The sequence below is a fragment of the Mannheimia haemolytica genome, from assembly GCA_900638155.1.
GTDB classification, from domain to species: domain Bacteria; phylum Pseudomonadota; class Gammaproteobacteria; order Enterobacterales; family Pasteurellaceae; genus Mannheimia; species Mannheimia glucosida.
The window spans coordinates 1,500,240-1,519,677 of sequence record LR134495.1; the positions used below are offsets into that span (position 1 = coordinate 1,500,240).

A 19,438-nucleotide genomic window follows, 5' to 3' on the forward strand; every position below is an offset into this window, starting at 1 on the left:
TATTGGTAAAATTACATTTGGTTTACTAATCTGGGCGTTCATTAGTAATGATAAACAAGCGGTTATTTTTTATTATTTTTTGGTAAATACTGATAGTCATGTATAAAAACCTTTCTTTGCTTTCACCGACTTATCCATTTGACCTTGAATTCATCGCCGGTCTTACTCAATGTGAGAAAGGCAACTATCTTGATTCTATTGTCGATAGACAACAAGGGATGCAAGGTTATATGTTGCAATTAACTACTTTTGGGCATGGCTCTGTTTCTGATGGTAAACACGTCTTTTCAGCCCATCGAGGTCAATTACTCCTATTTACACCCAATGCAGTTCAACACTACCATCGTCACCCAGAAAGCCAATATTGGCACTATAAATGGGTCTATTTTCTGCCTAATCCAAAGTGGAATAAATGGCTGAATTGGTCAAATATGGAAGAAAAAATAGGGCGGATCACCATTAGCGATGACCGTTACTTTCTGGAAATTAGCCAACTTTTCAGTAAAATTGAATTAGAACTTAAATCCAGTAAATTTTTTAAAGAAGATATTGCGACTAGTTTATTGGAATACTTACTTATGAAATGTATTTCTGCCGAGAAAATTGAGGTTATTCCTGTCATCGATCAACGCATTTTAACAGTTTGTGATTTAATTTTAACGAATCTCGCTAAAAATGAGAGCTTAGAAACTATGGCAGAAAAAGTGTTTTTATCGCCATCACGCCTATCCCATCTTTTCAAACAATCTTTGGGGATCAGCTTAGTACCATGGCGGGAATTACAACGCATTTCTGAATCCAAAAAATTACTTTATTTCTCTAATATCTCTATCTCTAATATTGCGAAATCCTTAGGTTATGAGGATTCTCTCTATTTCTCCAAAATTTTCAAAAAGCATACTGGACTGTCACCTTCTGAGTTTAGAACCTTAGAACGGCGTAAAGATAGTGAAATGTGATCTTGATCTCACTTTACTTTGCGTAGCAGAATTTTCCATATCGATAACAAAAAGTTACCTGTTTTTCTCTCACTCAAAAGCATAAGATACAAACAGCTTTAATAGTGCTGTTTCTATTAGAGAAGGGATATCAACCTCTGTGAGTGATATTCAGTGAAATAACTTCTTATGTATGAGGGAAGAACAATGAAAAAACCAACGTTCAAGCACGCATTATTTTCAAGTATTTTAGCTTTAGCCTGTTACGGTTCGGCACTTGCCAATGATGTCGTTAATATCTCCAAAATTGACGGTATGCCGTGGTTTAACCGTATGGCAGAAGGTGTTGTGCAAGCAGGTAAAGATAACAGTGTCAATGCTTATCAAGTCGGCCCATCCAATACCGATGCACCACAACAAGTGAAATTAATTGAAGATTTAATTGCGAAAAAAGTCAGTGCTATTTCCATCGTCCCTAACGATGCAAATGCCTTAGAACCGGTGCTGAAAAAAGCGAAACAGAGCGGCATTGTGGTATTAACTAATGAGTCAGTCGGACAACCTAGTGCCGATTGGGATATTGAAATTATCGATAATGCACAATTTGCGGCAGACTATGTAGAAGAAGTAGCAAAAGCTATGGGCGGTAAAGGCGGCTATGTGATTTATGTCGGTGGATTAACCGTGCCTCAACATAATCTGTGGGCTGATTTATTTGTGAAATATCAAAAAGAGCATTACCCAGATATGTTTGAAGTGACCAGCAGAATGCCTGTCGCTGAAAATATTAATGATGCACGCCGTACCACTATTGATTTAGTGAAAGCCCATTCCGATCTCAAAGCAGTCGTTTCTTTTGGTTCACAAGGTCCTATCGGTGCAGGGTTGGCGGTGAAAGAAAAACGCTTAAAAAATAAATTAAATGTCTTCGGAATGATGATTCCTTCCCAAGCAGCCAATTTAATTAAAAGTGGTGATATTACAATGGGAATTACCTATGACCCAGCCAATGCAGGTTATGCGTTAGCGGCTGTTGCTGCCAAAGTATTAAAAGGCGAAAAAATTGAGGATGGATTAGAGATCCCAACGGTCGGTAAAGCCAAAGTAGATAGTGAGAAAAAACTACTTCAATTCCACAATGTGCTGAAAGTCACCAAGGAAAATATCGATAAATTATATTAATTTGTTTGAAATATGGGCTGATAGCCAGCCCATATTTTCCCTCAGGAGGCACTTATGGCATTTATTTCGATGCGGCATATCAGTAAAACATTCCACGGCATAAAAGCATTAAATCAAGTCAATCTCTCATTAGATTATGGCGAAGCACTTTGTCTTGCCGGTCAAAATGGCTGTGGAAAATCAACCTTGATCAAAATTCTTTCCGGCGTTTATCAACCGGATAAAGGGGCTGAAATTCAAATTGGTGCAACCCAATATACCAAGCTGACACCACAGGAATCGATTGATAAAGGTATTCAAGTGATTTATCAAGATTTAGCCCTCTTCCCCAATTTAACCGTGGCAGAAAATATTGCCATTAACCTGCACCGAAAATTTGGCTGGGTGAGTCAAGACGAAATTCATCAAGTTGCTCTTAATGCCATTCAAAGCATCAATGCAAATTTAGACCTAAATGCGGTGTTAGAAGATTTACCGATAGCCCAACAACAGTTGGTCGCCATTTGCCGTGCTTTGGCTCAAAATGCCAGATTATTGATTATGGACGAGCCGACTGCCTCACTTACCGCAAAAGAGGTCAAAGATCTGTTAGATGTCGTCATTAAACTTAAAAGCAAAGGTATTAGCATCATCTTTGTCAGTCATAAATTGCAAGAAGTGATGAGTGTTTCTGATAGTGTATTAGTGCTGAAAGACGGCAATATGGTTGGACAATATCCTATCCGTGAAATGAATGAAAAACGCCTCGGCTTCCTAATGACTGGGCTGGAAATCGATTACAAGCGGTTAGATTTACCGGATTTTTTGCAAAGAAAAACGGTATTGGAAGTCCGCAATTTAACACTGCCTCATCAGTATGAAGAGATTAACTTTTCGCTACGAGAAGGGGAAATTGTTGCTCTTACAGGGTTGCTCGGTTCGGGGCGTACTGAGCTTTGCCTAAGTTTATTCGGTATTACTCAGCCACAATCCGGCGATATTTTATTAAACGGTGAAAAAGTGAGATTTAACACTAACCGTGATGCCATTGCCAAAGGGATTGCTTATGTCTCGGAAGATCGAATGCACACTGGGCTGATTATGGCAGAATCGATTCATCACAATATTATTTCGACCATTTTCCACAAAATCACTGATAAATTACAGATTATTCAATCCTCAAAGGCTTATGCAAGTAGCCAAGCCTTGATTGATTCATTAAAGATTAAAGTATCCGATTCAGACTTGCCTGTTAATACCCTTTCCGGAGGGAACGCACAGCGGGTTTCGATTGCAAAATGGCTGGCAATCGACCCCAAAATTATTATTTTAGATGCCCCGACTATTGGGGTTGATATCGCCAATAAAGAAGGGATCTTCCAAATTATTAAATCATTGGCTCAGCAAGGCATTGCAGTTATTTTTGTGACTGATGAAGTGGAAGAGGCCTACTACAACAGCCATCGGGTGATTGTAATGAAAAAAGGCCGCATTGTTGATGAAATCTTGCCGGCCTATTCCAGCGAAAAATCGATTGCAGAGGTGATTTATGAAAATCAGCAATAATCATATTCTTTCCGGTACTTTACTGATTTTAATCCTATTATTAACGCTATTTACCCGCGATTTTGCAACCATTGAGAACCTTTATGATGTTGTAAATAATTACGCAATGTTAATGATTTTAGCTTGTGGTTTATTTGTGGTATTGCTGTCAGGTGGTATTGATATTTCTTTCCCTGCTATCACCATTATTTCTCAATATATTATGGTTACAGCCATCGGTAAATATGATGTGGGATTTGCCGGCGTTTTTGTTATCTCTTCCACTATCGGCATATTATTAGGTTTTATTAATGCCCTATTTGTTAATCGGCTTAGTGTTCCTTCCATTATTATTACGATCTCAACACTCAATATTTTTTATGGTGGATTACTCTATTTTACCAAAGGTGTATGGCTTTATGAGTATCCTGAATGGTTTACCCAAGAAATCGTGTTCTTTAAACAAATCACTGCCGAGGGAGCGGAATTTGGATTATCGTTTCAAGCATTAATGGCTATTTTAGCGGTGCTATTAACCGGCTTAATTACCAATAAACTCACTATTGGCAGAAAAATTTATGCCCTTGGCGGTAATCCGGATGCAACCTCCCGTATTGGATTTAATCTCTTATTTCTCCATCTGTTTGCATACGGTTATATGGGCTTTATGGCAGGTTTGGCAGGTATTGTGCAATCTTATACCGTACAATCTGTCGCACCAGATTCATTACTGGGTTATGAATTAACCGTACTCGCAGCAGTGGTATTAGGTGGCGCCAGTTTATCGGGAGGTAGAGGCACCTTACTTGGTACGGTAATGGGCGTAATGTTACTGGCGATTATTCAAAATGGGCTAAATTTGATGAATGTTTCGTCTTACTGGCAAACCATTATCACTGGTGTCATCATTATCTTAAGTATTAGTGCAACAGCATTAAGTCAGCGGAAAAAACAAGGAGCATAACGATGAAAAGTAAACTGGAACCAACGATTTTCTATCTCTTAGCACTCTTTGCAGTTGCAGTTATCGCCTTTAGTATTTTTATTCCGGACATCTTTTGGTCTGTGAGCAACTTTCAATCTATGGCATCACAAATTCCAGTATTAGGTATTTTAACCCTAGCAATGGCATTACCGATGTTAACAGGTGGAATAAATCTTTCCATTATTGCTGGAATGAATGCTTGCTCATTAATTATTGCCTACTTTATTACGCAATATACCGGTATTTCTTGGTTATTCATTGCTATTTTATTAAGCCTTTGCTGTGCCTTAGCCATTGGATTACTCAATGGTACATTAATTGCTGTCGTTCGTGTTTCACCGATTTTGGCAACCTTAGGCACAATGACTTTAATTAACGGCATCAATATTCTAGTCACTAACGGTTCAACTATTGCGAACTTTCCGGAAACGATGCTGAGTATCAATGCCTCAACCTTTTTATGGATTCCGCTACCTATTCTGATCTTTCTCTTTCTTGCTGGGCTGATTTGGTTTTTCTTAGAAAAAACCGCAATGGGTAAAGCAGTTTATTTTATTGGCAACAATGAAAAAGCTACCTATTATTCAGGCATCAATACCAAAAAAGTGCTGATTTGGGTTTATGTTATTTCCTCAATTCTCTGTGTATTTGCCGCTATTTTGATGATGTCTAAACTCAATTCTTCAAAAGCCTCTTATGGTGATTCCTACTTGTTAATCTCCATTTTAGCCGCAGTATTAGGCGGTATTAATCCTGATGGAGGTAAAGGGAAACTATTAGGGATTATGCTCGCCTTAGTTTTATTACAAGTGATTGAAAGTGGCTTAAATATGCTTGGTATCAGCAGTTACATTACAATGATTTTATGGGGAAGCTTATTGCTATTCTTTATCTTCCTCCAAAAAAATCGCCTTTTCCAACTAACACAGTAATGGTGGTGGATTATGCAAAATGAAAAACAACTCATTGAACAAGGTAATATTGTTATTGGTATTGAATTGGGTTCAACCCGAATTAAGGCGGTGTTAATTAGCTCAGATGGGACGATTTTAGCAACCGGTGGTGCGGATTGGGAAAATCGACTGATTGACGGTATTTGGACCTATCATCAAGATGAAGTATGGGAAAAACTACAAGCTGCTTATATGGATTTAAGCAAGACGGTCAAAGAAAAATATCACACAACGATTCGCACAGCCAAAGCACTGGGAATTAGTGCGATGATGCACGGCTATTTACCTTTCGACAAATACGGAAATCAACTGGTTGCTTTTAGAACTTGGCGAAACAACATTACCTTAACCTCATCGGAAAAATTGACCGCACTCTTTCAATACCCAATTCCGCAACGTTGGAGTATTGCTCATTTATACCAAGCATTACTTAACCAAGAGCCTCACTTGCCGGAAATTGATTACCTGACAACGCTTTCAGGCTATGTGCATTGGCAATTGACCGATTACAAAGTCTTAGGTATTGGTGATGCTTCTGGTATGTTTCCGATAGATACTGAGTCGAAATCCTACAATCCAACAATGCTGGCTCAATTTGATCAAGCTATTGCCAACTACCGTATGCCTTGGAAATTGGAAGCGATTTTGCCACAAGTTCGTGTTGCCGGCGAACAAGCGGGCAAATTAACCGAAAAAGGTGCAAAATTGTTAGATCCAACCGGTAACTTGCAAGCAGGTATTCCACTTTGCCCTCCGGAGGGTGATGCCGGAACAGGTATGATTGCTACCAACTGTATCAAAGAAAAAACCGGCAATATTTCGGCTGGCACCTCTGCATTTGCAATGATTGTGTTAGAGAAAGCCCTCTCCAAAGTCTATTCAGAGCTGGATATTGTCACGACCCCAGCAGGTAAATTAGTGGCAATGGCTCACGCTAATAATTGCACCTCAGATATTAATGCTTGGGTAAATTTATTTGGTGAGTGCTTATCCATTTTTGGTGTAAATATCTGTACAGAAGAACTTTATGAAATGTTATTTCTCCACGCCTTACAAGGTGATGCAGATTGTGGAGGACTATTATCCTACGGCTTCCACTCCGGTGAACATAATGTCGGTTTATCCGAAGGCTGTCCAGTTTTCTTACACCCAACGAATGCCCATTTTAACTTAGCAAACTTTATGCGAACCCATCTCTACACCGCTTTCGGTGCGATGAAATTAGGAATGGACATTCTCATTAATCAAGAAAAAGTGGAAATTTCCCGTATTCTCGGTCACGGCGGTATTTTTAAAACAGAAGGCGTTGCGCAAAAAATTCTGTCTTCCGCACTGAATATTCCATTAGCTACCGCAAGTACCGCATCAAATGGCGGTGCTTGGGGAATTGCCCTACTGGCAGATTTTCTCAGCGTATCAGACCGTTACAGCTTAGAAGAATATTTAGATAATTGCATTTTCAATACCACTAAACTCAATCTCGTTCAACCGGATAAAACAATGAGTGACGGTTATGAACGCTTTATGCAACGTTATAAGCAAGGTATTCCCGTGGTAGAAAAAGCGCTGTTTTTAAATACAGATTAAATAATTTAAGTATCACAAGCGGTTATTTTTGCTAAAAACGACCGCTTGTTATTTACATCTGTACAAAAAATACCTACTATAAAGACGCATTTGTAAAATGTACATTGATATATCGCAAGTTTTGTGTATAGGAAATGAACTAATTACTGTGTCATCAGTCCCTTTCTTCATCGTTATACCAGCCTTGCAAATCCGATTAATCTATCCTTAGTTAAGGTGTTTTATGTTAGAGATTTGGCAAAGTTTTAAACAAAACTATCTGATCAAATATTGGAATCCGGTTGCAGCGGTCATTGCTGCCGGCTTGATTTCTGCTTACTACTTCGGCATCACCGGTACTTATTGGGCGGTAACAGGGGAATTCACCCGTTGGGGAGGACATCTGCTAAACGCTCTGGGTGTTGATGTTTCAAGCTGGAGCTATTTCCAACTCATCGGCTTAGACGGTACCATCTTTACCCGCATTGACGGTGTGATGATTCTTGGTATGTTTGCCGGCTGCCTTTCTGCCGCACTATGGGCGAATAACGTTAAATGGCGTAATCAGCCGCATAAAAAACGGATTATTCAAGCCTTGATTGGCGGTGCATTAGCCGGTTTCGGAGCCCGTTTGGCAATGGGCTGTAACCTCGCTTCTCTTTTTACCGGCATTCCGCAATTCTCCGTCCACGCGTGGTTTTTCACCTTTGCAACCGCCATCGGCACTTACTTCGGGGTGAAAGTGACTTTATTGCCGATGTTTCGCGTGAAATTAGAGCTAAAAAAAGGGGCGGCAAAAATCAAAGAAAACGATCCGAAACAAGCTAATCGCCGTTTTTGGGTTGGTATGGTTATTTTTATTACTTATCTTTCTGCTTCCCTTTATGTAATGCAATCCTCAATCAAACTCGGCTTTGCGATGCTCTGTGGCTTAGCATTCGGTTTATTAATTGAGCGAGCTCAAATTTGCTTTACCTCTGCTTTCCGTGACTTATGGATTACCGGGCGAGCTTATATGGCAAAAGCGATTATTTTCGGCATTATTGCCGGCACAATCGGTGTGTTCTCTTATATTCAATTAGGCGTTTCACCTAAAATTTTGTGGGCTGGTCCAAATGCCATTATCGGCGGATTATTATTCGGATTTGGCATTGTGCTTGCCGGCGGCTGTGAAACCGGCTGGATGTACCGTTCAATGGAAGGACAAGTGCATTTTATGTGGGTTGGCGTAGGTAATGTAGTCGGCTCAACGCTGCTTGCTTACTACTGGGACGACCTTGCTCCAGTACTTGCCCTCGATTATGAAAAAATCAATCTACTCAAAGAATTTGGTCCGGTTGGCGGCTTATTCATGAATTATGGCTTATTAATTCTTTGCTTAATCGCTGTGGTTTGGTGGGAAAAACGCTTCCTTGCCAAAGCGAAGGCAAAATTGGCAACTGCATAATCTTTTAATTTATTTTCAACCAACAAGAGGAAAATGACTATGGCATTCACCGTTGTGCAAAAACTAGATAAAGATCCGAAAGACATCACCCCGGATTACACCTTAGATACCTTAGGCGAACCTTGCCCCTACCCTGCGATTACGATGTTAGAAACAATGCCTCAACTACAAAAAGGCGAGATATTGGAACTCTTAAGCGATTGTGCCCAATCGATTAATAATATTCCGATTGATACTAAAAATCACGGCTATACCCTATTAAGCGTGGAACAAGACGGCACTAAATTACGCTATTTAATTCAGCGTTAATTGCAAAAAATTCGCATAAAACGACCGCTTGTCGTAAAATATCAACTATTCAAGAGCCTTGTAACGCAAGGCTCATTTTATTCTAAGAGGTAAAAGAAAAATGAATAAATACGCTTTACTTGCAATATTTTGGTTTATTATTGGCATTTATGCTTTACTTTTTCGTGAAAGCACCAATGATATACCACCTTTTCCACATTTTGATAAAGCAAGCCATTTTGCCTTATTCTTTATCCAGATTTGGTTATCTGCAAACGCCTTTATCCGCTCAAAGAAAGGGATACCTTATTTCGGGTTAGTAATTTTTGCCTTACTCTATGCTTTCACCAGCGAATGGGCTCAGGCAACCTTCACCTCAACCAGAGAAGGATCTTGGCTTGATGGACTGGCAGATATGCTAGGTGCATCACTTGCATTATTGCTAGTAAAATATTGCAAAAAATAAAGCATAAAAGACCGCTTGGTATATGAATTAACCATACAACAAGCGGTCACTTTTTACCAAAATTATGCCATCAACTCATCAATCAATTCTTTCACCGTTTTAATGCGGTCAATCGCTGAAATACCATTGCCCACCGACACATAGCCGTTGTCAAAATCGCCTTCCAGCATACCCAAACGCATTCCTGTGCCAGCGTTCATTACCTTAGCAATCTCACTACGAGTTGCTCCATTTTCACTCATTGCAAAGCATTTTTTCGCTAATTCAGTCGGCAGTGAACGGTAGTAATGGGGTTCAGTGCGGAATAACAGCAGATCATTGGCATTTGCCTCCACAATCCAGTTTTTCACTTTTTCGCTTGCACGGCATTCTTCGGTGGCGATAAATGCCGTGCCAATCCACACACCTTCCGCCCCAAGCGTTAAGGCAGCCTGCACCGCTTTTTTATCGGCAATGCCACCAGCGAGCATCATCGGCAAATCCACCTTGCCGACAAATTCCGCCAGCACATTAAAACTGCCTACTTCTTTCATCGGCAGAGTACCACCCTCATCAAAGCCGGTCAGCACCAAAATATCTGCACCGAGCTCTTCGGCTTTAAGTGAGTCCGCCAAGTTAGGATTAGGCAAACGACAGATGATTTTAATGCCCGCCTGTTTAAATTTGGCGTAAATCTCTTTATCAAGCCAGCCGTTATCCAGCACCACCGGCACGCCTTCTTCAATGATAAGATTGACCATCAGCGGTATCATTTCTAAATTATAAGAAATCATAAACGGCACACCAAAAGGCTTATCGGTCAATGCCTTAACCTTGCGGATTTCGTTACGCATACGGTTAATCACTTCATCATTGGAAGTCGGATCGGTCGTCTGCCCTGCGTGTGGTGCTAAAAAACCAAGCCCACCAGCTTCGGCAACGCTTGCCACCAGATGTGCATCGGTCAGCCAAGACATTGGGGCTTGGACGATGGGGTGCTTGATATTTAAGATTTGGGTAATGCGGTTCATTGGATTTTCCTGTTTGAGTAAAAGAATTAAGTGTATTTTAACGGTTTTGGATTTGGGAGAGAATGAGTGAAAATGGAAAGGTTGTTTTCGGATTTGGAAAATTAAACTTGAAAAATTCATAAATAGCCCCCATCTATAACACTTTATTATTCAGGAGAGACTATATGAATCAAAAATATAATAAATTAGAGTGGCTTTTGCAAACCAAAGAAACTCGTCAATATTTTGAGAAAAGTACTTGGGTTACTTTACGAGCATCCAATCATCAAGAACAAGGCGAATGCAGAGAGATAGGCTTTGTAGAAGAATGTTTTGGCTGTTATTCCGTTGCATTTCCTCCTGAGCATAAAGAGGAGGCTTCGGAATTGACTTGGTCTCAATTTGGTGGAATGGAAGTTCTGCCTTATGCATATGATGATGGTCATTATTCGCCTATTGAAGAATATGAAATTGGCGATAAAGAACCAGTGGGTGTTAATTTGATTTTTAATCATCCTCAACCTGTAATAGGTGGAAATAAATGGATTATCAACCCAGACCTAATTGTGGCTTTACGCCTAATTAAAGAAGGAAATAATTGGGTAAGACCAGAAGAAAATTTTGTTATTGTTATTCAAGAAGAGTTGGATTCTGATGGAAATCACATTTCTATCAGAATTAAAAGAGAGTTTTTATTGGATTATCTAGCAGCAAGAAATTTATCTTTGCGTTTGTCATATTATAGACGAAGAGTAGAAAATGTTGATGAATTATCAGCAAGCCCATATTTTTCCCTTCAAAATACACAAGAAGAAAGAGATGGAGGTAGATTTGAAATATTAATTCGTAATTTAAATGATATTTATGGTGGTGATTGGTCTATGTTTCGTGTATGGAGAACCGATATAGATGAAAATGACGATGCCCCGCTTATGACAGAAGAAACCGATCAAAATACAGCCTATGAACAAAAGCAAGGCTATGAAAGTGGCTATGTTGGCATTAGAGTTGAAAGTGAGTTTTGGAGAGATGAATGGATTGAACACAAAAACCAAAGTATTAGAATTAGGGGAGATAAGGATTTAAATTTGCCTTCTTTTATTGTGGAAACAGATGGTTCACGCCTAGCTTCTGAAAAACTCAATAACGAAAATGTGGGCAGATGGCTTTGGTTTAGAGTAGGTATCATTAATGAGCTTTTGAATTGTCGTGGGTTTAAACTTGAATGGTACACAGCACAAACTGGGGCTATTCATTCTACTTCGGGATACAAAACACATTTTGGTATTAATAATTCAGATTTAATCACGGTTTATGCCTATGACATTGCAAAACTTGATTCTTGGGAACAACATCTTTGGGCTGGTCATAATGTTGTGCCTGATGGTAAAGTATCATCAGAATTATTAGATTCACAAGTAAAAGCTCAGCCTGCCCAAACTTATGCAGTAGAGGATTTGTTATTTAAGCATTTGGATTTATTGGAGCGAGATTTCTTTAAGAAATACAATAAACCTTTATTTTCTCATAAGTTAGATGAGCAAATGATTCAAAATATTTCTCGCTTTTCAAGTACAGACAAGGCATCATTATTGAGATTAGCCAAAGATTTAGTGAGGGTTTTTACTGATAGGCTTAATGTAAAATCTTTAAGAGAAATATCACAACATAAAGATAAGGATAAGCTAGGTTCAAATAAATTACTTCAAGATATTATTTCTCAGAAAATAGGAGACGATAAAGCTAAATCTTTATTTTCTAATATTTTTGGAATTTATGATATGCGAGTGGGGGACGCACACCCAACAGGTTCAAAAATTGATGAGGCAATTAAATTAGCAGGAATTGATGAAAATTTATCATACTTACGACAAGGAGAGCAGCTTATTAGAAATTTTCAAAAATCAATATCTTATATTGGATATGTTTTATTTGTACTTGATGAGAATGTAAAACAATGAACCTCAACACCCTCCGCCTTTTCGTTGCCGTTATCCAGCACGGCAGTCTCTCCAAAGCCTCCGAGCGATTAAATGTGCCGATTGCGACCATTAGCCGTCAAATTGCCGATTTGGAAAAAGAGCTGAATATTCAACTCTTTGACCGCCAAAAATCAGGCGTTAAACCCACAATGGCAGGGCAACGCCTGTATGAACAGGTGCATTTATCCATTGAACAGCTTGCCACTGCCAAAGAAGTGCTCTTTGAAGAGCAAGGCAATTTAAAGGGTAAATTACGCCTGTCCGCAAGCCCCGCCTGCGAGCCTGTTTTGGCGTGGATAGCTGATTTTCAGGTAGCCTACCCACAGGTACAGGTGCATTGCACGCTGACCGACCGTCTTTTGGATTTGTCGGCAGATGGCATTGATGTGGCGTTTCGGATTGGGCAGTTACACGGCGAACAGTTTATCGCCAAAAAAGTGGGGCAAATCGGCAGTAAATGGGTGGCACACCCTGATTTATTGGCACGATTCGGCACACCCAATACCATCAAGGATTTAAAAAATTTCCCCATTGCCGCTTGGGCAAAAAATGAAGCCAGCGTCATTACACTTGGCACCGGCAGACAAGCGGTAGAAATTCCCTATCTTTTTGCCAGCAATGACAGCTATGCCATTGAATATATGGCAAAACAGGGCAAAGCAGTGGCTCTGCTTGCCGACAGCACGGTGGATAGATTGGTGGCAGAAAATGGCTTGGTGGAAGTCTTGGGCGAAACGGAAAACCCTAAATTTGATTTGACGATGATTTATGCCTCCCATCGTTATCCGTCTAGCATTGTGCGGGCGTTTGTAGGGTTTGTGTTGGAACAAGTAAAAGCTAATTGAGTATTTTTAAAGAAAAATGACCGCTTGTGGATTTTAAACTCACAAGCGGTCATTTTTTTATGTTTTTTTGCAACTACTCTTTTAATTTTTCAATTTCTTTAATGAACTCTTCAATATCACTAAAGCTTAAATAAATAGAGGCAAAGCGGATATATGCTACTTTGTCTAATTGTTTAAGTGCGTTCATTGCCAATGTGCCGATATGGCGACTTGGCACTTCTCGTTCGCCCATCGCCTGTAACTGAATAATGATCTGGCTAATGGCTTTTTCGACATCATCAGCACTGACAGGGCGTTTATTTAACGCACGTCTTAACCCTGTTCTTAATTTTTCGGCATTAAATGGCTCTCGGCTTCCATTATTTTTGATCACATAAGGCACAACTAATTCAGCCGATTCAAAGGTAGTAAAACGTTCTTTACAGCTTATACATTCACGGCGGCGGCGAATTTGATAACCGCTTGCTGCAAGCCGTGAATCGATCACTTTAGTTTCTTCAGTGGAACAAAATGGGCAGCGCATTATTTTTCCCCTTTCTGTTGTGCGATAAAGGCTTTATGCAAATTCTCCGGCGGAGGTGGCATTTGCAAATAGTAGCCTTGCTCTATAAGTAATTGTAACACTTCTTCGTTTTTAGCACGCACCAATGGCTTTTCACCGGTTAAATTAAACATCATCACAAATTCAGGCTTACCAAATAACTGGCGTAATGTTTCCGGCACTTGCTCAAATTGGTCACGCTTAGGCACATATAAATACATTCCTTCTTTTGCCTTACTGCGATAAATCGCACAAAGTGTGATTGGCTGGGTTGGTTTAGTATTCATCATCATAATGCCCTCCTGTGTAATTATCAAAACGGGAATACTGCCCTTGGAACGTTAAACGCACCCGACCAATCGGGCCGTTACGTTGTTTTCCGATAATAATTTCCGCAATGCCTTTCAGATCGGAATTGTCGTTATAGACCTCATCACGATAAATAAACATAATTAAGTCTGCATCTTGCTCAATAGAACCTGACTCACGCAAATCCGAGTTTACCGGACGTTTATCGGCACGTTGTTCCAAACTCCGGTTTAGCTGAGAAAGAGCGACTACTGGCACTTCTAATTCTTTCGCTAGTGCCTTTAAAGAACGGGAAATTTCTGCGATTTCTAAAGTACGATTATCTGCAAATCCCGGCGCTCGCATTAATTGGAGATAGTCCACCATAATCAAGCTTAATCCGCCATTTTCACGATAAATCCGTCTCGCTCGAGAACGTAATTCGGTCGGTGTTAAACCGGAGCTATCATCAATATAGATATTATTACGTTCTTGTAAAATTGCCATTGTGCTGGAGATTTTAGCAGTGTCTTCATCATCTGAAATCTGACCGGTTCGGATCTTGGTTTGATCGACCCGAGAAAGTGAGGCAAGCATACGCATCATAATTTGGTCTGCCGGCATCTCCAGGCTGAAAATTAGCACTGGCTTTGCCGGTTTTTTCTTCGGATTACCCTGTTCGTCTAAATCATCTTTATCTTCAATATCCACTAATGAGGCATTTTCACATAAGTTCATTGCAAAAGTAGTTTTCCCCATTGAAGGACGGGCTGCCACAATGATTAAATCCGAAGGCTGTAACCCTGCGGTTTTTTTATTGAGATCAACAAACCCGGTAGAAACACCAGTAACTCCGCCGTTATGGCGATTTTTAGATAGCGTATCCATTCGAGCGAGTGTTTTAAGCAAAATATCGTCAATACGTTGTGGACCTTCATTGGCGTTATTGCGTTTTTCTGCAATTTCAAACACAATTCGCTCTGCCTCGTCTAACACTTCTTTGGAGTTACGCCCTTTCGTTTTGTAGCCCATTTCCGCAATTTGATTGCCGGCACTGATTACACTTCTTAAATCGGAACGATCTCGCACAATATCCGCATAGGCTAAAATATTTGCTGCACTCGGGGTATTTTTAGAAAGCTCGGCTAAATAGGCAAAACCTCCTACATCTTGCAGCACCCCTTTGTCTTTTAAGGCTTGATCCAGCGTAATAATATCAATCGGTTTATTGTGGCGCACCAACTCCGCCATTTGTTCAAAAATAATTCGATGCGCATAGTTGTAAAAATCGTGCGGTTGTACACGCTCAGCAACATTATCCCAGTGATCATTACTGAGCATAATGCCACCAAGCACCGCTTGCTCTGCCTCAATCGAATGTGGTGAGATATTAATTTGCTCAACCTGCTTATCTTTCATCTTCTCTTGGGTTGTTCCGCTATATTCTGCCATATTTTTCTCTTGCTATAATGACGTATTGATGTACATAGTGTATCGGAATTTTAATTAAATTGAAATTTGCAAATTTTAGGCAAAATTCGCCCGCTTGTTATTTTCCGCTTTACTTAAAATCAATTTTCGTTAAAATCTTTGAGAATTATTTTCAATATAAATGGAGTTATCCAATGATTAAAAAAGCCTTGTTTGCATTGACCGCAACTGCTGTGTTTGCTGCGTCTGCATTTGCCAAAGATGTTACTATTCCAACTGCACGTGGAGAGGTTACTTTCAAAGAAACCCCTTCTAAAATTGCCGTGTTTGATACCGGAAGTTTGGATACTTTACAAGCCTTAGGTGTAAAAATTGACGGTATGCCTGAATTTAAGGTGCTTTCTTATCTTAAGCCGAGTGCAGACAAAGCGGTAAATGTCGGCACAGTGTTTGAACCGAATTTAGAAGCATTAAATGCGTTAAATCCAGACTTAATCATTGTTGGCACACGCACAGCAAAAAAATTTGATGAAGTCAGCCAGCTAGCTAAAACCATCGACATGACGGATAATGGCGATAAATTAATCGAAAGCGGATTACAGCGTCTTGATTCTTTCGGCAAATTATTTAATAAAGAAGCGGAAGCTGGAAAACTAAAAGCAGAAATTAATACCTTATTAGACCAAACCAAAGCGGCAGTAAAAGGTAAAGGGAACGGACTGATTATTTTAGTCAATGGCGGCAAAATTTCCGCATTTGGTTCAGGCTATCGTTTAAGTTGGATTCACGATAATTTAGGGATCCCAATGGCAGATCCGAGCATTAAAAATACCGGACACGGTCAGCCAGTTTCGTTTGAATTTATCCAAAAGCTCAATCCAGATTGGTTATTTGTGCTAGACCGTATTGCGGCTATCGGGCAAGAAGGTCAATCAGCCCAACAAGTGTTGAATAATGAATTAGTTCGTCAAACCAAAGCTTGGAAAAACGGTAATATCGTCTATCTAAGTGCTGCCTCATATTTAGCGCCGGGTGGTTATGAGCAGATGAAAACCGACCTAACTAATATTAAAACAGCATTTGAGAAAAAATAATTAACCTTACAAGCGGTCAAATTTCCTCATATTTTTGCAAGTCCTCTGTCTTTGCAAAAAAGAGAGAGAATATGACCGCTTGCTATTTATCGCTATGTTCTCTTTTTTTAGATTAAATCTGTTTCTTTTAATATTACTCATTCCAATCAGTGCCAGTGTGGGCGTGGCAGATTTTCATTGGAGTGAAATTTTTCATTCTTCCGAACAAAGTCAGATCTTTTTTATCAGCCGTTTGCCAAGAACGCTTGCGGTGATCTTAGTCGGTGCAACATTAGCTGTTGCAGGTATGGTGCTACAAATTGTGCTGAAAAACCGTTTTATTGAACCCAGTATGATTGGTGCCAGCCAAAGTGCAGCGATTGGTATTTTGCTTGCAAGTTTACTTTTCCCAACATCAGCATTACTGTTGAAAATGTCTATTGCGACATTAAGTGCATTAATGGGAATAGGGCTTTTTATGTTACTCATTCGCCAATTACCGCCTCATCAACAATTAATGCTGCCATTAATCGGGATCGTTTTTGGTAATGTTATTGAAGCTATCAGCACTTTTATTGCTTATGAAACTGACAGCCTACAAGTGCTTTCGATTTGGTTTTCGGGGGATTTCTCCGGTATTTTGGCAGGTCGGTATGAACTGCTTTGGATTACCGCTATTCTGGCTGTTGTGGTTTATGTGATGGCAGATCAATTAACCATTGCAGGCCTTGGTGAAAATATTAGTACCAACTTAGGCATTAACTACAAACAAATGACTTGGCTTGCCTTAATTGTGGTGGCGATGATTACCGCTATTGTCGTGGTGACGGTTGGACAGATTCCGTTTATCGGCTTGGTCGTCCCTAATATTGTCTCTCGCATAGCAGGTGACCGATTGCGTAAAAATCTGCCTGCGGTCGTGGTGTTAGGTGCGAATTTAGTCCTGATTTGTGACATTTTAGGGCGAGCCATCAATGCCCCTTATGAAGTGCCGATTTCTACTATTTTTGGGATTATTGGGACAGTGATTTTCCTCTATTTATTGCTCAAAGGGAAACGGGCTGAGGAGAAGGCTCGTGGTTAGATCACGCTTTATAGTTTTAAGCTTAATCTTATTAGCAAGCATTCTGTTTTATATGACCTATAATGCGAAAGGTAATTGGGACTTTATATTGCAACTGCGTGGCAAAAAGCTTATTTTGCTCTGTACTATTGCTTATACGATTGGTATTTCGACCCTGTTATTCCAAACACTCACACATAATCCTATTTTAACCCCAAGTATTTTGGGGTTCGATTCGCTCTACTTGTTATTGCAAACCTCGTTAGTATTTTTATTTGGCGGTTTAGGCTTTACTCAGTTAGACCCAAGCTATAAGTTTTTCTTTGAAACCTTGTTAATGCTAGGAGCATCAATATTATTGTTTAGCTCACTGAATAAAAATAGATCCGATTTAACCCGAATGATTTTAATTGGGGTCATCTTTGGCGTCTTATTTAGGAGCCTAAATAATTTGTTGCAACGTATGATCGACCCAACAGAGTTTGCCGTTGCTCAAGGCTCTTCTTTTGCCTCATTTAACCTGACTACCCCCTCATTACTTTGGATTGGTGCTATTATCGCCCTTCTCTCTGCCATTTGGATCTGGTTACAACGGCATAAATTAGATATTTTGTTACTCGGCAAAGATAAGGCGATTGGGCTTGGATTAGAATATCATCAATTTTCACGTCAATTACTAATCTGTTGTGGGTTGTTGGTATCTGTTTCAACCGCACTTGTCGGCCCGATTCTATTTCTTGGGCTACTTGTTTGTGCCATTGTGAATGCCATTAGCCCGACCGTTTGCCATAGCGTACGAATGCCAATGACTTTTTTAATCTCTGCCATCACCTTAATTTTAGGGCAAGCAATCTTCGAGCAAGTGCTGAAAATGCAAGGGGTTCTGAGTGTCGTTATTGAATTTATTGGCGGTATAGTCTTTATTTATCTCATCTTAAAACGGAAAAAATAACCATAAATTAAGGAAGAAAATGATAACGGTTAAAAATCTTCACTACAAAATCGGCAATGCAAAAATTCTGAATAATATCAATTTAACCATTCCAAATGGCGGCATTACCGCTTTAATCGGAGCAAATGGTGCGGGCAAATCCACCCTGCTCTCTTTAATTGCACGCTTGCAACCTATCCAACAGGGTGAAATCCACTTAAATGAGCTGAATATAGCCAACACAGCTTCTCAAACTATCGCTCGACAACTGGCTATCTTGACCCAAGATAATGTGATTCATAGCCGTATTACCGTCAAAGATCTGCTGTTATTTGGGCGTTACCCTCATCATCAAGGCAGAATCACTTCGCACGATAATGCCATTGTAGAAGAAGCTCTGGTACGATTTGATTTATCGACTTTCTCCCACCGATTCTTAAATGAATTATCCGGAGGGCAACGCCAGCGGGCATTAATTGCAATGACCTTCTGTCAGCAAACCGATCATATCTTATTAGATGAACCACTGAATAATTTAGATATGTTCCATGCTCGGGAATTAATGAAATTATTACGAAAATTAACCGATGAACTCGCCTTAACTACTATAATGGTGGTACACGACATCAACATTGCTGCTGCTTACGCAGATACTATTATTGCAATGAAAGATGGTGGAATTAAGATGATCGGCACCCCAAAAGAGATTATCACCACTGAAAATTTAAAAACAGTGTTTAATCTTGATGCCGAAGTGTTAGAATGCCAAGGCAAACCTTTAGTTATTCATCATATTTAACGTTTGAAGATCATGGTAATTAATAAAAATTGCGTCTTAATTTATTAATCTAAACGATAGAAACTTATATTTAGTTTCTAATTTCTTGAATTCTCAACCTCTCTTAACTCGTGATTTAATTTACCTAAAACGTTGAAAAATTTACCG

At 39.7% G+C, this 19,438-nt stretch carries 19 protein-coding genes; 15 read left to right on the top strand and 4 right to left on the bottom strand.

Features of this window, described 5'->3' with window-relative positions:
• Positions 1–98: 98 nt before the first annotated feature.
• The 9 genes from araC (at position 99) to EL242_RS07395 (ending at position 9,349) form a co-directional block, all read left to right on the top strand.
• Positions 99–959: an arabinose operon transcriptional regulator AraC gene (gene araC / locus EL242_RS07355; protein ID WP_126302116.1), complete on the top strand. Its 861-nt coding sequence runs from the start codon at positions 99–101 to the stop codon at positions 957–959.
• Positions 960–1,145: 186 nt separating this feature from the next.
• Positions 1,146–2,120, top strand: a complete 975-nt coding sequence (locus EL242_RS07360; protein ID WP_126302117.1) for a substrate-binding domain-containing protein — start codon at positions 1,146–1,148, stop codon at positions 2,118–2,120.
• Between the two features lie 54 nt (positions 2,121–2,174).
• Positions 2,175–3,665, top strand: coding sequence for a sugar ABC transporter ATP-binding protein (locus tag EL242_RS07365; RefSeq protein WP_126302118.1), 1,491 nt, complete (start codon positions 2,175–2,177; stop codon positions 3,663–3,665).
• Complete coding sequence (locus EL242_RS07370) at positions 3,649–4,608, top strand: ABC transporter permease (protein ID WP_126302119.1); 960 nt, start codon at positions 3,649–3,651, stop codon at positions 4,606–4,608. Before EL242_RS07365 ends, EL242_RS07370 begins: the two co-directional genes overlap by 17 nt.
• A gap of 2 nt (positions 4,609–4,610) precedes the next feature.
• Positions 4,611–5,561 carry an ABC transporter permease gene (locus EL242_RS07375; RefSeq protein WP_126302120.1) on the top strand — a complete coding sequence of 317 codons (951 nt, stop codon included), beginning with the start codon at positions 4,611–4,613 and terminating at the stop codon, positions 5,559–5,561.
• A 12-nt stretch (positions 5,562–5,573) separates the two neighbouring features.
• On the top strand, positions 5,574–7,169 hold the full coding sequence (locus tag EL242_RS07380) for a xylulokinase (RefSeq protein WP_126302121.1): 1,596 nt from the start codon (positions 5,574–5,576) through the stop codon (positions 7,167–7,169).
• A 223-nt stretch (positions 7,170–7,392) separates the two neighbouring features.
• Positions 7,393–8,595, top strand: a complete 1,203-nt coding sequence (gene yedE, locus EL242_RS07385) for a selenium metabolism membrane protein YedE/FdhT (protein WP_126302122.1) — start codon at positions 7,393–7,395, stop codon at positions 8,593–8,595.
• Between the two features lie 39 nt (positions 8,596–8,634).
• Positions 8,635–8,904 carry a sulfurtransferase-like selenium metabolism protein YedF gene (gene yedF / locus EL242_RS07390; protein ID WP_006250922.1) on the top strand — a complete coding sequence of 90 codons (270 nt, stop codon included), beginning with the start codon at positions 8,635–8,637 and terminating at the stop codon, positions 8,902–8,904.
• A gap of 100 nt (positions 8,905–9,004) precedes the next feature.
• Complete coding sequence (locus tag EL242_RS07395) at positions 9,005–9,349, top strand: VanZ family protein (protein ID WP_126302123.1); 345 nt, start codon at positions 9,005–9,007, stop codon at positions 9,347–9,349.
• 62 nt (positions 9,350–9,411) lie between these two features.
• On the opposite strand, the gene EL242_RS07400 is transcribed toward EL242_RS07395, so the two are convergent.
• Positions 9,412–10,359 carry an NAD(P)H-dependent flavin oxidoreductase gene (locus EL242_RS07400; protein ID WP_126302124.1) on the bottom strand — a complete coding sequence of 316 codons (948 nt, stop codon included), beginning with the start codon at positions 10,357–10,359 and terminating at the stop codon, positions 9,412–9,414.
• A 164-nt stretch (positions 10,360–10,523) separates the two neighbouring features.
• On the opposite strand from EL242_RS07400, the gene EL242_RS07405 reads away from it, so the two are divergent.
• Both EL242_RS07405 and EL242_RS07410 read left to right on the top strand, forming a co-directional pair.
• The gene (locus EL242_RS07405) at positions 10,524–12,299 is read left to right on the top strand and encodes a hypothetical protein (RefSeq protein ID WP_126302125.1); all 1,776 of its coding nucleotides are present in this window, start codon (positions 10,524–10,526) and stop codon (positions 12,297–12,299) included.
• Complete coding sequence (locus tag EL242_RS07410; protein WP_172595356.1) at positions 12,296–13,165, top strand: LysR family transcriptional regulator; 870 nt, start codon at positions 12,296–12,298, stop codon at positions 13,163–13,165. The genes EL242_RS07405 and EL242_RS07410 overlap by 4 nt, the downstream gene beginning before the upstream one ends.
• A 73-nt stretch (positions 13,166–13,238) precedes the next feature.
• Here the strand turns inward: EL242_RS07410 and nrdR are convergent, their stop codons facing one another.
• From nrdR to EL242_RS07430, 3 genes are read right to left on the bottom strand one after another with little or no spacing between them, the layout of a single operon-like run.
• Positions 13,239–13,688: a transcriptional regulator NrdR gene (gene nrdR / locus EL242_RS07420; protein ID WP_021280377.1), complete on the bottom strand. Its 450-nt coding sequence runs from the start codon at positions 13,686–13,688 to the stop codon at positions 13,239–13,241.
• A complete protein-coding gene (locus EL242_RS07425) occupies positions 13,688–13,993 on the bottom strand; it encodes a YcgL domain-containing protein (protein WP_006250700.1) in 306 nt (101 codons plus the stop codon). The genes nrdR and EL242_RS07425 overlap by 1 nt, the downstream gene beginning before the upstream one ends.
• A complete protein-coding gene (locus EL242_RS07430; RefSeq protein ID WP_006253414.1) occupies positions 13,983–15,446 on the bottom strand; it encodes a replicative DNA helicase in 1,464 nt (487 codons plus the stop codon). Before EL242_RS07430 ends, EL242_RS07425 begins: the two co-directional genes overlap by 11 nt.
• 173 nt (positions 15,447–15,619) lie before the next feature.
• Between EL242_RS07430 and EL242_RS07435 the strand changes: the two genes are divergently transcribed.
• The 4 genes from EL242_RS07435 to EL242_RS07450 all read left to right on the top strand — a co-directional run bounded on the left by EL242_RS07435 (position 15,620) and on the right by EL242_RS07450 (position 19,291).
• Positions 15,620–16,519, top strand: coding sequence for a siderophore ABC transporter substrate-binding protein (locus EL242_RS07435; RefSeq protein WP_126302127.1), 900 nt, complete (start codon positions 15,620–15,622; stop codon positions 16,517–16,519).
• 94 nt (positions 16,520–16,613) lie between these two features.
• Complete coding sequence (locus EL242_RS07440) at positions 16,614–17,582, top strand: ABC transporter permease (protein ID WP_126302128.1); 969 nt, start codon at positions 16,614–16,616, stop codon at positions 17,580–17,582.
• A gap of 52 nt (positions 17,583–17,634) precedes the next feature.
• Entirely contained in the window at positions 17,635–18,513 is an 879-nt protein-coding gene (locus EL242_RS07445; RefSeq protein WP_172595375.1) for an iron chelate uptake ABC transporter family permease subunit, read from the top strand.
• A 19-nt stretch (positions 18,514–18,532) separates the two neighbouring features.
• Positions 18,533–19,291 carry an ABC transporter ATP-binding protein gene (locus tag EL242_RS07450; protein ID WP_126302130.1) on the top strand — a complete coding sequence of 253 codons (759 nt, stop codon included), beginning with the start codon at positions 18,533–18,535 and terminating at the stop codon, positions 19,289–19,291.
• Positions 19,292–19,438 lie beyond the last annotated feature (147 nt).